9 protein-coding genes are annotated in these 13,374 nt (G+C 52.8%); 4 read left to right on the forward strand and 5 right to left on the reverse strand.

What is annotated here, in order from left to right; genetic code table 11:
* Positions 1–44: 44 nt before the first annotated feature.
* Entirely contained in the window at positions 45–3,557 is a 3,513-nt protein-coding gene (gene hsdR, locus A9180_RS19760; RefSeq protein ID WP_064530239.1) for a type I restriction-modification system endonuclease, read from the reverse strand.
* A 187-nt stretch (positions 3,558–3,744) separates the two neighbouring features.
* Here hsdR and mrr point away from each other — a divergent pair, with 187 nt between their 5' ends.
* The gene (gene mrr, locus A9180_RS19765) at positions 3,745–4,659 is read left to right on the forward strand and encodes an adenine/cytosine-specific restriction endonuclease Mrr (RefSeq protein ID WP_001517695.1); all 915 of its coding nucleotides are present in this window, start codon (positions 3,745–3,747) and stop codon (positions 4,657–4,659) included.
* A 43-nt stretch (positions 4,660–4,702) separates the two neighbouring features.
* Here the strand turns inward: mrr and yjiA are convergent, their stop codons facing one another.
* The 4 genes from yjiA to A9180_RS19790 form a co-directional block, all read right to left on the reverse strand.
* Positions 4,703–5,659: a GTPase gene (yjiA, locus tag A9180_RS19770; RefSeq protein ID WP_001600951.1), complete on the reverse strand. Its 957-nt coding sequence runs from the start codon at positions 5,657–5,659 to the stop codon at positions 4,703–4,705.
* Between the two features lie 10 nt (positions 5,660–5,669).
* Positions 5,670–5,873, reverse strand: a complete 204-nt coding sequence (locus A9180_RS19775; RefSeq protein WP_000467859.1) for a YbdD/YjiX family protein — start codon at positions 5,871–5,873, stop codon at positions 5,670–5,672.
* 117 nt (positions 5,874–5,990) lie between these two features.
* Positions 5,991–8,141, reverse strand: a complete 2,151-nt coding sequence (gene btsT / locus A9180_RS19780; protein ID WP_001298933.1) for a pyruvate/proton symporter BtsT — start codon at positions 8,139–8,141, stop codon at positions 5,991–5,993.
* 391 nt (positions 8,142–8,532) lie between these two features.
* Positions 8,533–9,753, reverse strand: coding sequence for an amino acid deaminase (locus A9180_RS19790; protein WP_064530241.1), 1,221 nt, complete (start codon positions 9,751–9,753; stop codon positions 8,533–8,535).
* Between the two features lie 200 nt (positions 9,754–9,953).
* Here A9180_RS19790 and A9180_RS19795 point away from each other — a divergent pair, with 200 nt between their 5' ends.
* The 3 genes from A9180_RS19795 (at position 9,954) to A9180_RS19805 (ending at position 13,367) form a co-directional block, all read left to right on the forward strand.
* Entirely contained in the window at positions 9,954–11,396 is a 1,443-nt protein-coding gene (locus A9180_RS19795) for an N-acyl-D-amino-acid deacylase family protein (RefSeq protein ID WP_064530242.1), read from the forward strand.
* 9 nt (positions 11,397–11,405) lie between these two features.
* Positions 11,406–11,795, forward strand: coding sequence for a RidA family protein (locus A9180_RS19800; protein ID WP_064530243.1), 390 nt, complete (start codon positions 11,406–11,408; stop codon positions 11,793–11,795).
* 102 nt (positions 11,796–11,897) lie between these two features.
* On the forward strand, positions 11,898–13,367 hold the full coding sequence (locus A9180_RS19805; protein ID WP_064530244.1) for a sodium:solute symporter family protein: 1,470 nt from the start codon (positions 11,898–11,900) through the stop codon (positions 13,365–13,367).
* Positions 13,368–13,374: the final 7 nt, after the last annotated feature.

The raw sequence follows: 13,374 nt of genomic DNA on the forward strand, positions 1-13,374 counted from the left end.
CGCAGCCAACGCAGAGGCAGCCTGAAGGATGAAGTGTATACGTGTCAGGCCAGCTCGTCCCAGATATAATCGCTGAATTTATCGAGCAGGTTGTCGAGATTATCGTCAAAGGTTCTTTGCAGCATTGCCTTCCCGCCACGGCGGTGGAAGTTGCCAGTTTTGAAGACATCGTCGTCGAGCACCACTTTCTCTTTCAGCGCCTGCGCTAAACGATCGAGCCAGTTTAATTGCTCGCTGCTCCAGTCGTTTTCGCCCTTAATGCGCGTCAGTGCGTGATCGACACGTTCCTCAAATGGTTTCAGTGCATCGCCCACCGCAGCGCGGCGAATATGTCCAATCAGCCGGGCGGCGATATCTTCATTGCGCGTCTCTTTCCACGCTTTGCGCAGGGAAGATTCCTCAAAGTGCTGGCGGTCAAACCACTCCTGTAGCTCGACCAGCCCTTTACGGGTGAGATCGCGCGGGCGATTAATCACCACCTGCAATGCCGGTTGTGCGTTCGGGGAACGTTGCACCAGCGAGTCAAAGGCTTCGAGGAAATCCTGCGGCGTGTCGTAATCACCGTACAGCGATTTTACGCTCACCACCTCATCGTCGATATCGAGGAAGATCGGCGCATCATTCAGGTTGTTGATGTCAGTTTTCAGCTTTTCCAGACGGGCAATAAAGCCAGGCAGTTTATTAAAGACTTCGGCGCTCCAGTGCGGCCCTTTATCCCGCAGGCGTGAGGCGAAGCCGTTAAAGTTCACCCCCGCCGCGTCCTGGCATAGCTCATCCAGACGACGCACCTGTTTATCTATCGTTTCGCTGCGGTCACGGTTAAACGTGGCCAGACCGATGATGCGCTGGAGCTTCGCCACCAGTTGTTCATGGCTGTGCTCGGCAAAGCTGCGGCCATCCGCTTCGGTGATTTTATAGGTTTCTGAATCGGTAATTTCGTTGACCAGCGTTTGCAGTTCCACCTTCGGGCGCACCACTACCGGACGCATGGTGTCGACGCTCTCCAGCGTGCTGTAGATATCGACACAGTCGAAAATCTTAAAGCTGGTTTTATTCACGTCCGGGCATAAGCGCGTGGCGCGGCCTTTCATCTGCTCGTACAGAATGCGGCTGCGTACTTTACGCAGGAACACGATGTTACAGATCGACGGAATATCGACGCCGGTCGTCAGCAGGTCGACGGTTACCACGATATTGGGCAGCCGCTCTTTATTGAAGCGGGTGATCATGGTCTGCACTTTGCGCGCGTCTTTATCGGCATCACCGGTGATCTTGATGATCGCGTCGTGCTCCAGTTGCGGATACTTTTTCTTGAACGCGGTACGCAGCTCTTCCACCACCATATCGGCATGAGCATTGGTGACGCAGAAGACCAGCGTTTTTTGTGACCCGGTCGGGTCAAGGTAATTGGTGAGCTCGTTACAGACGGCGCGGTTAAACGCCGGGATCACCAGGCCACGGTTAAAGTCGGCGACCTCAAAATCCTGATCGTCTTCCAGGGTGTCGTTGATCACTTCTCCCTGCGGGCTGATGCGCTCTACCTGCTCGCCTTTGGAGAGATAAACCCCCTCCTGCGCGTTGCGGGTGGTGATCTGAATAGGCGGATCCTGGTCGATCAGAAAACCGTCGATAACCGCGGTACGGTAGGTATAACGGTAAACAGGCTCGCCGAAAATCTGCACCGTATGCAGCGCCGGGGTGGCGGTGAGGGCGATTTTTACCGCATCGAAGTGATCGAGAATGCGACGGTAGGCAGAAACGTAATCCAGCTGACTGCGGAACTGCAGTTCGCCTTCGGTCTGCTCTTTATCGAGAATATAGCCGCGATGCGCTTCATCGACGACGATACAGTCGTAACGGGCCACCGGCATCGGTTCATCTGATTGCAGGGTGCGTTTCACCAGCGACTGTACGGTGGCAACGTGAATTTTGGTGCTGTCTTCCGGGAATTTATCCGTCAGACCTTTAATGTCGAAAATGCTGTTAAAGGTGTCGCCGTTAATACGCGTATCTTCAAACGCCCCCAGCGCCTGCTCGCCAAGAGAACGGCGATCGACAAGGAAGAGAATGCGTTTAAAACGCTGGGACTGGATCAGGCGGAACATCATGGCAATTGCGGTGCGGGTTTTACCAGTACCCGTCGCCATCGCCAGCAGGATTTCTTGTTGACCCTTGACGATTGCCTTTTCAACCGCGCGGACGGCATCTTCCTGATAATAACGCAAGCCCAGCTCGCTCATGCCAGGGTTATCGGCAAACCACTGATTCTGTTTTTGCGGTTCGCTGCCGAGCATTTCCAGCAGCTCTTCCGGGCGATGCCACTCGGGTAAGGCTTTCGACATATTGCGGGTATCACGCACGTCGCGATACCAGATGCCGCTTTTAGTCTTCATCGCTGCGCGGTATTCGCGCCCGTTGGTCGAGTAGCAGAAGGGGATTTTAAACCGTTGTTGGCCGCTGGTGTCCTGCCAGCTGGTTTCATACTCTGGCACCGCTTCATGCACTTCATCCGGTGAGTAGTGCTCAAGCAAGGTTTCCCGCAGGAAGCCATTATCGAAACATTTACTGTAGCGATAAGACTCATTGAGCTTGGCGGGAACGTCGATATTGTTACGTTTCGCCTCTACCACTGCGATAGGCTTGAGGCCGACAAACAGTACATAATCCGCAAAGCCCTGTTTACCCGTTTCATCTATCCCGGTCGGCCATTCGGCAATGGCTTTATTGACGCCGGGTTCAGGGCGTGCGCCTTTGGAGAAGCGCAGGGCTTTACTGTCGGCCTGCCAGCCCGCTTTACGCAGTTGGGCATCAATCAGGAAGCGGCTCTCTTCTTCGCTAAGGTTGAGTGTGCGCTTGATGGCCTGATCGGTAATTTCTTTGTGGTAAGCCTTACGTTCCTGTTCGGTCTGTTTGGCCAGCTCCGCGTTCTTCTCGGCGAGCTGTGCTTCCAGTGCCGCAAGGCGAGCCTGGGTTTGCGCTTCGGTTTCCTGTTGTTTGCCTTCCAGAATGGCGATATAGCCGTTCAGGGCAACCAGTTTCTGCTGCTGCGCTTCGACTTCAGCCTGAGTCTGCGCTTTTTCTCGCGCCTGCTGTTCAAGCTGTTGTTTTAGCGTCAACACTTCCTGGTGATAGAGGTTTTCACCACGTTCCGGCAACACAAACACCGGCACCGGGAAGTCATAATCTTTGGTGACCAGACGGTAGTACCAGACAGCCAGACGGAAGCCGAGCCGCAGGCACATCTGGGCATCGTCGAGATCGTTATGATATTCGTGCACCGCCTGGTTACCAATGCGGCGTAATTTGTGGAATACAGAGAGGATGTTGTCATCAACGAAGGCGATTTTGCCGAGTTCGCGCAGGAGATCGTGTTGATTCTCACAAGGGGGGATGTTGAGTAACAGACCAAGATGTTTTGCTGTGGCTTCTCCAAACATACGCATTTTAATCAGCGTCGTGTTGGGATCATCCGGGTAGTTATTTTCCGCCGCACAGGCGATGGCATAAGTGAAGTCGTTGACACCCTTCAGGAATTCAAAATTGGATTTATTCATCATTCTTATTAATCCATTGCAGTGTGGGCCTGTCCAAATATTTAAGGCCCATAACGTCTTATCTTAACTTTCTGTACCTTCCCGGGCAATGACCGGAGTCACAGCAACTGACTCATTTCTAAAGTGTTCGTCTATTTTGGTAGTGCTATAGTAGCTGAAAAACATCTACCTGATTCTGCAAGGATGTACTATGACGGTCCCTACCTATGACAAATTTATTGAACCTGTTCTGCGTTACCTGGCGACAAAACCGGAAGGTGCAGCCGCACGTGATGTTCACGAGGCTGCTGCGGATGCATTAGGGCTGGATGACAGCCAGCGAGCAAAAGTCATTACCAGCGGACAACTTGTTTATAAAAATCGTGCAGGCTGGGCGCATGACCGTTTAAAACGTGCCGGGTTGTCGCAGAGTTTGTCGCGTGGCAAATGGTGTCTAACCCCCGCTGGTTTTGACTGGGTTGCGTCTCATCCCCAGCCAATGACGGAGCAGGAGACAAACCATCTGGCCTTCGATTTTACGAATGTCAAACTCAAGTCACAGCCGGATGCCGTCGATTTAGAGCCAAAAGCCGACACTCCCGATCATGAAGAACTGGCAAAGAGCAGCCCGGACGATCGGTTAGATCAGGCGCTAAAGGAGCTTCGCGATGCAGTGGCTGATGAGGTTCTGGAAAACTTATTGCAGGTTTCTCCTTCGCGCTTTGAAGTTATTGTTCTGGATGTTTTGCATCGCCTGGGGTATGGCGGCCACCGTGATGATTTGCAGCGTGTTGGCGGTACCGGAGATGGTGGTATTGATGGTGTAATCTCGCTTGATAAACTGGGCCTGGAGAAAGTTTATGTTCAGGCAAAACGTTGGCAGAACACCGTAGGCAGGCCAGAATTACAGGCGTTTTATGGTGCACTGGCTGGGCAAAAAGCGAAACGTGGGGTGTTTATTACCACTTCTGGATTTACGTCGCAGGCTCGTGACTTTGCCCAATCCGTCGAGGGGATGGTGCTGGTTGATGGGGAACGCCTGGTGCACTTAATGATCGAAAACGAAGTAGGGGTTTCTTCACGTTTGTTGAAGGTGCCGAAACTGGATATGGACTATTTTGAGTGAAATATCAGGCCGGATGCGCTGCGCTTATCCGGCCTACCAGCTCTTACTTCCTCAACCCCGCAAACGCCGCCCTTATCTCTTCCTCCGGCAACTGAATCCCGATAAACACCATTGTGCTATGCGGTTTTTCATCGCCCCACGGGCGGTCCCAGTCGGCGCTGTAGAGGCGCTGGACGCCCTGGAACAGCAGGCGGTTAGGTTCGCCGTCAATCCACAGCATCCCTTTGTAACGCAGCAGTTTATCTGCCGACTCCAGCAGCAGGTTTTCCATCACCCGGGAAACTTCGCTGATATCTACCGGGTAATCCAGTTCCACCACAATCGATGAAATATCGTTTTGTTTATCCGCGATAAAGTGGAAACGCGGTTTGGTGCTGACGACGTTCTCTTCCAGCATAAAACCATTGGTGTTGAACAGCAGACCCAGGTCGATATCGCCGTGGGTGACGGTGTAGACCGGTGCACGGGCGTTGATGCGCGCCAGTCGTTCACGCAGTTTTTCTGCTTCGCCAGCGACGTCGGTTTTAGTCAGCAGAATACGGTCGGCGTAGCCAACCTGGGACTGGGCGATGGTGAACTGGTTCATCTGCTCATCGGCATGTACCGCATCCACCAGCGCAATCACGCCGTCCAGCAGGTAGCGCTGGCATAAAACCTCATGGGAGAAAAAAGTCTGAATAATCGGGCCGGGGTCGGCCATGCCGGTGCATTCAATGACCAGACGGTCGAACTGAATATTGCCCTTGTCGAGATTGTCCAGCAGGTCAAGTAGCGCGTCCTCCAGCTCGTTGGAGCGCGAACAACAGATGCAGCCGTTGGTCAGCGTTTTGATCTGCGTGGCGCGGTCGCCAATTAATTGATCATCAACGGAGACTTCGCCGAATTCGTTTTCAATCACGGCAATCTTGTAGCCGTGCTGTTCGTTAAGAATATGGCGCAGCAGGGTGGTTTTGCCCGCGCCTAAAAAACCGGTGAGTAGGGTAACTGCAATCGGGTTCATGCTCTCTCCATTAACAACAGCGCATACCGCCTTTACCATCGCCGCCGTAGCGCGCGTTCTGGCGTTCGCGGAAGAATTCTTCATAGCTCATGTACGGCTTGTCGGGATGGTTGGTCTTCATATGCTCGACGTAGTTGTCGTAGTCTGGAATGCCAATCAACATCTTCGCCGCCTGGCCGAGATATTTTTTTGCCTGTCCTAAGTTACCAAACATTTTGCCTTCCAGATATGCGTAAAGCCCGGAAGGTCCGGGCTGAGGATTTGCCGGATGCGGCGTAAACGCCTTATCCGGCCTACGATAGACATTTTGTAAGCCGGATAAGGCAACCTGTTAGTGGTGCGAAGAGATCTTCACGCCGCCTTCCGGGATTGGAACGTACGGTGTTTCTTTGTCAGTACGTTTGTCGCTGTTACGCACCGCAAGCCAGGTTTTGAAACCGTAGAAGATGATGCTGTACACCACAATCAGGAACAGAATACTCAGGCCTGCGTTGGTGTAGTTGTTCACAACGATGTGGTTCATGTTGGCAATCTGCTGCGCCGTCAGGTCAGTACCGTTAGCAATCTTCTCTTTGTACTGGCTTGCCATGTAGAAGAAGCCTTCCATCTGCGGGTTGGTGCTGAACAGTTTCAGGCCCAGCGCCCAGGTGGTGCAGATAAGCAGCCATACAGCCGGAACAACAGTTACCCAGATGTATTGAGTGCGCTTCATCTTAATCAGCACAACGGTGCCCAGTACCAGCGCCACGGCTGCCAGCATCTGGTTAGAGATACCGAACAGCGGCCACAGGCTCTTAACGCCGCCCAGCGGATCGACCACGCCCTGATACAGCAGGTAGCCCCACAGACCCACACAGCCCGCAGTACCGATGATACCGGCAACCAGAGAGTCAGTTTTTTTCAGGAACGGGATGAAGTTACCCAGCAGGTCCTGCAGCATAAAGCGGCCAGAACGGGTACCGGCATCCAGCGCGGTCAGGATGAACAGGGCTTCGAACAGAATACCGAAGTGATACCAGAAGCCCATGTCAGCCATCGGCAGCACTTTGTGGAACACATGAGCGATACCTACCGCCAGCGTCGGCGCACCACCTGCACGGTTCAGAACAGAAGGCTCACCAATGTCTTTCGCGGTTTGCAGGATCTGCTCTGGCGAAATCACGAAGCCCCAGGAGCTGACGGTCGCTGCCGCGTGTGCGGTAACGTCTTTCAGCTGCGCCATGATGATCGGCGCGTTCTCGCCACCCATTTCATGCAGGTTAGGCATGGTGATGCCAAGACCCGCAGGCGGGGTATTCATCGCGAAGTAAAGACCCGGTTCGATGATGGACGCAGCAACCAGCGCCATAATCGCCACGAAGGACTCCATCAGCATTGCGCCGTAGCCAATGAAACGCGCGTCGGTTTCGTTAGCCAGCAGTTTCGGCGTTGTACCGGAAGAGATCAGCGCGTGGAAGCCAGACACTGCACCACAGGCGATGGTGATGAACAGGAACGGGAACAGAGCGCCTTTCCACAGCGGGCCAGTACCGTCAATGTACTGGGTCATCGCAGGCATTTTCAGTTCCGGGTTCAGCACGACGATACCCAGCGCCAGGCCGACGATAACGCCGATTTTCAGGAAGGTGGCCAGATAGTCGCGCGGTGCGAGGATCAGCCACACTGGCAGCAGTGCGGAAACAAACGCATAGCCAATCAGCGCGAAGGTAATGGTGGTGTCTTTAAAGGTCAGTGCCGGACCCCAGTACGGGTCGTGAGCAATCACGCCGCCGAAGTAGATAGAAGCGACCAGCAGCACGATACCAATGACAGAGACTTCACCCACACGCCCCGGACGAATAAAGCGCATGTAGATACCCATAAACAGCGCAATCGGCACGGTTGAGCAAACGGTGAAGACACCCCACGGACTTTCGGCCAGGGCTTTAACCACAATCAGCGCCAGGACGGCAAGGATGATGATCATGATTAAGAAACAGCCAAACAGCGCGATAGTTCCCGGTACTGGCCCCATCTCTTCTTTGATCATCTCACCGAGAGATGCGCCGTTACGGCGAGAGGAGATAAACAGCACCATAAAGTCCTGAACCGCACCGGCCAGCACTACCCCCGCCAGCAGCCACAGTGTGCCAGGCAGGTAGCCCATCTGCGCGGCGAGAACCGGGCCAACCAGCGGACCAGCACCGGCGATAGCGGCGAAGTGGTGACCAAACAACACGTAACGGTTGGTCGGAACGTAGTTCAGACCGTCGTTGTTAATAACCGCAGGTGTCGCGCGCGTGGGGTCGAGTTTCATCACCTTCTGGGCGATGTACAGACTGTAGTAGCGATAAGCCACCAGATACACTGACACAGAGGCGACCACAATCCACAGGGCGCTGACGTGCTCCCCCCGACGTAATGCAACTACCGCGAGGCAGAATGCACCGATGATTCCGAGAATCACCCAGGGTATGTGCTTGAATAGTTTTTTCGTATCCATAGTAAAACCTGGCATTTTACTCGTCGTCTTTTGGCTTACAGGTGCGGCAACTGCGTTCGTTCACCCCTGTCACTTACTTTTGTAAGCTCCCGGGGATTCCCTCACTTGCTGCCTTCCTGCAAACCAAAATCCATAGAGTAATTTGTTAATCATTGGCCGAAGCCGTTCTAGGTTTGCGTTGCGTTTGAGGAGGTAAATTGACCGCTATCCTGCTGTGATGTTGCCAGAGTTACGCGCGCGTAAAGTAAGGTAAATAACTGAGTGGTTATATTAGGGACGTAAGCGGTCAGGAATGGCGGTGAGCGGTTGGGCAAGAATTATTCATTAGGCTAATATGTGATTGAGATCACAATAAAAATGCCCCTTCGATAATTAACCGAAGGGGGCGTTCTTAGAAGAGAGTATCCAGCTCTGCCAGTACGTTGTAGTCGTCATCAGTCAATAACAACGTTTTCCATTTGTCGAAGGTCAGGCACGGATGGGAAGTGCCAAACACCAGAATATCCCCCACCTGCACGTCGCTGTTGGCAGCCAGTTGTAACATGCAGTGCTGATCCATAATGCCAACACTGTGAATAGCCTCAGGATTAAACGCCAGTGATTTACCCTCGCGATAGTGGGCGACCGGTTGCGGTAATCCGGCGTCGAAGGCGCAATCACGTTTACCAAAATTAACTACCGCCCGATCTGCTTCCGGCACCGATTGCACCATAGCCACCAGCTCCAGCGCAGATGTGAGATCGCCTGCCAGATCGCAAGCCACCGGATCGCGGGCGATCAATTGCTGTTGTGCCGCGTCGTAGATCCCTGTGTCATGGGTGATGTAACAGCCTGGGCGAATGACAATGCGGCAGTTATCAGGTTTTTCTGCCGCCAGCCAGATGTTGCACACCACGTCATACCAGACCGTGCCTGCTCCGGTGAGAATAAATTCGCCATCAACCAGGTAAGCCATATCACAAGCCAGTTGTGCGGCATCCCGCAGCAGTGTTTCTACCTGCGGTTGCGGATCTTCGCCGTGTAAAACACCTTCATATAGCTCAAGCCCCCGCAGACATAAACCTGGTAATTGGGCCGCCTGTCCAGCCAGTGCCAGTGCGGCATCCGTTGAGCGGCAACCACAGCGCCCGCCGGGAACACCCAGCTCAATCATCACGTTCAGCGTCTGTTGCTGGCTGGCAAAAAAGGCAGACAAAGCGCGGGCGTTCTCAATGCTGTCAATGCAGCAGATAAAATCGACCGTCGGGTAATGCCGTTGCAACTGGGCGATTAGCTGCATATTCGCCTTGCCGACCAATTGGTTAACCATCAGTACACGCAGGATCCCGCTCGCCATTGCTGCACCAGCCTGCCATGCGCTACCGACACCTATTGCCCAGGCGCCTGCTGCCTGCTGCGCCTGAAAAATCCACGGCGTCATGGTGGTTTTACCGTGCGGTGCCAGTGAAACGCCGCGCGCGTCAGCATAGCGTTGCATCCACGCAATGTTGTTCTCCAGAGCCTGCTTTTTAATGATCGCGGTAGGTAAACAAACATCTTCGGCAAGGATATTTGCGGGCGTTTGCATCAGGGCTGATTTATGGGGAACCAGAGGTTCGGAGTGGTATTTCATAACATTCACCTTTTGAAGATTTCAGCGTATCGGATGTGAGTATCATTTGTAACTAAATGAAATATAAATGTTTAGTTTATTTGTCTTATGGTTTATGAATAAAAGTATCATAAAATCATCTGGGTTTTGCGTAGTTTTCCACTGTTTTTCATCCTTGTAAATGGTTAACTTGTCACCATTGCAGAAATGGAGTGACGAACATGCAGATTGACTGGTTAATCAAAAATGTGACGGTTATCGACGGTAGTGGCGGCCCTGAATTTCGCGCTGACGTGGCAATAACAGGTGACCGGATTGTCGATATTGCCCCTGCGCTTAACGTTACGGCGCAGCAGGTCATTGACGGTGAAGGACGGGTGCTGGCACCAGGGTTTATCGACGTTCATACCCATGACGATATCAACGTTATTCGCATCCCGGAGTATCTGCCAAAAATCAGCCAGGGGATCACCACTGTGATTGTCGGCAACTGCGGGATCAGTGCCGCGGCAGCGAAAATGAAAGGCGAAGTCCCTGACCCGATGAATCTGTTAGGGGAAGCGGAGCACTTTATTTATCCCACCGTTGAAAGCTATGCCCAGGCAGTGCAAGCAGCCAGGCCATCACTGAACGTTGGCACGCTGATTGGTCATACTGCGCTGCGTAATAACCATATGGATGACCTGTTTCGCCCGGCAACAGCGGATGAAATTGCCGCCATGCGTGCTGATTTACGTCTGGCGTTGAGTCAGGGGGCGCTGGGGTTAAGTTCCGGGCTGGCCTATGCCACGGCGTTTCAGGCGACCACCGAAGAGGTGATGGCGCTGGCGGAAGAACTGGCCGGTGAGAAGGGCGTTTATACCACCCATCTGCGTTCTGAATTTGAACCCATTCTTGATGCCCTGGATGAGGCGTTTCGCATTGGGCGTCATGGCAAAGTGCCTGTCGTGGTTTCCCACCATAAATGCGCCGGGGCGAAAAACTGGGGGCGGACAAAAGAAACGTTGGCCTTTTTTGACCAAATGCGTCAACACCAGGAAATTGGCTGCGATGTCTACCCTTACTCGGCCAGCTCTTCAACGCTGGATCTCAAACAAGTCACCGACGAATTCGATATTGTGATCACCTGGTCACAAACACATCCGCAGCAGGCCGGGAAAACACTGGCACAAATCGCCATCGACTGGCAGATGAGTATGCTGGAGGCCGCGAAGCTGCTAATGCCTGCCGGGGCTATCTATTACAACATGGATGAGCGCGATGTCCGCCGAGTGTTGAGTTATCCGGTCAGTATGATTGGCTCTGACGGTCTGCCCAATGATCCCATGCCGCATCCGCGTTTATGGGGCGCTTTCCCTCGCGTGCTGGGTCACTATTGCCGTGATGAAGGCTTATTCCCGCTAACCACCGCTATCCACAAAATGACCGGGCTTTCTGCCAGCCGTTTTCGTCTGCCCCTGCGTGGGCTGGTGAAAGTCGGTTATTTTGCTGACCTGGTGTTGTTCGATCCACAAACCATTCGTGATGTTGCCAGCTTTTCTGATCCCAAACGCCCGGCAGATGGCATTGAGGCGGTGATGGTGAACGGCGTTATGAGCTATGGTCGCGATAAACAGATTACAGGCCGTGCGGGACGTTTCCTGCGCCGCCAGACCTCACATTAAGGAGTGAATATGAGCATTAAACGTTACGGTACGGAAGGTGGAACAGGCACTGGTGGGCAGCATTTGCCGTTTGCCAGGGCGGTTGAGGCGGGCGGCTGGTTGTACGTCTCCGGGCAAACACCAATGAAAAACGGTGAAGTGGTAGAAGGCGGTATCGTTGAACAGTCACGACTGGCAATCCAAAACTGTGTCGACATCATGACCGAAGCCGGTTATAGCCTGGCGGATGTGGTTCACGTGAAAGTGATCCTGACCGACGCCCGCTATTTCCCGTCATTTAATAAAGTATTCAGAGAATTTTTTGGCGAGAATCCGCCTGCACGTATTTGTTGTGTGGCTGATCTGGTTGTCGATTGTAAAGTCGAAGTCGATGTGACCTGTTATAACGCGACCCGCTAATAAATTTAAGAATTAAAAAAATAGACCGCAATTGAGTGCTGAATACATTCAGCACTCCGGGAACCCTTACATTATTCTCTCTCTACTGGCAGGATGTGAATTATGAACAGTCATATCTTTTTAGTCGGCTTTATTATTTATGCCATCGCCATGATTTGGCTTGGTTGGTTTGTTTCTCGTAATCAGAAAAGCGGAGAAGATTTTCTGCTGGGCGGGCGTTCGCTACCGCTGTTTCTGACGCTGGGCTCAACCGTTGCCACGATGGTTGGCACGGGGTCCAGTATGGGCGCGGTAGGCTTTGGCTACAGCAATGGCTGGGCCGGAATGCTTTATGGCGTCGGTGGGGCCGTAGGTATATTGCTGGTGGCGTGGCTGTTTGCTCCAGTACGTAAATTACGTTTTATGACCATGAGTGAAGAACTCTCTTATTATACTGGCGGGAGTCATTTAATTAAAAATATTGTCGGCCTGATGATATTTATTGCCTCTATTGGTTGGCTGGGAGCGCATATTTTAGGTGGTAGTATGTATCTTGCCTGGGCAACGGGTATCGATCTTACTGTAGCAAAATTAATTATCGCCTTAGCTTTTGCGATATACGTTATTATCGGTGGTTATTCGGCGGTAGTGTGGACAGACACCATTCAGGCATTAATTCTGTTCTTTGGTTTTATATTAATGGCTATTCTTGCCGTTGTTCACGTTGGCGGCTGGAGTGCGATTGAACAGGCGATGGACCCAAAAGCGATGAGCCTGTTTGCGATTGATAAAATGGGCGTGTTGCCTGCGCTTTCGCTGGCGCTGGTTATTGGCGTAGGTGTGCTGGCAACACCGTCCTATCGCCAGCGTATTTACTCGGGTAAAGATGTTTCTTCTGTACGCCGTTCGTTTGTCATTACTGGCGTGTTGTATCTGTTCTTCTCGATTCTGCCTGCCATTATCGGCATGGCGGCGTTCACCATGAACCCGAATCTGGAAAACAGCAACTACGCCTTCTTGTTCGCCACCAGTTTTCTGCCGCCATTGCTTGGGCTGGTGGTACTGATTGCCGGACTTTCTGCCACCATGTCATCCGCCAGCTCTGATGCCATCGCTGCGGTGGCAATTATGATGCGCGATGTCTACACCATGATTACCGGCAGAATGCCGCCGGAGAACAAGGCAATCACTTACTCACGCTGGATGTTGACCTTTGTTATTGGCCTGGCGCTGGTCTTTGCTCTGACCTCTAACGACATCATCAGCTACATTACCAAAATGATTTCGATGCTGATGTCCGGGCTGTTTATCTGCTCGATTCTCGGTCGCTTCTGGCTACGTTTTAACTGGCAGGGCGCGTTGGCGGCGTTAGTGAGCGGTATGGCGATGTCAATTGTGGTGCTGATGAATGCCGACTGGCTTGCGTACTGGGGTAACCCGTGCATTCCGTCAGTGCTGGGAAGCCTGGTCGCTGGCGTACTGGTGACGCTGGTAACGCCAGCAAGCGAGGTCAGCCGGGAAGAAGCTCTGGCTATTATCACCAATGAGCGTGAAAACCAGAGCGTCGTGATCACCAAACCTGAAGAGGCATAACCGATAG

It is taken from the genome of Escherichia sp. B1147, assembly GCF_001660175.1.
GTDB classification, from domain to species: Bacteria; Pseudomonadota; Gammaproteobacteria; order Enterobacterales; family Enterobacteriaceae; genus Escherichia; species Escherichia whittamii.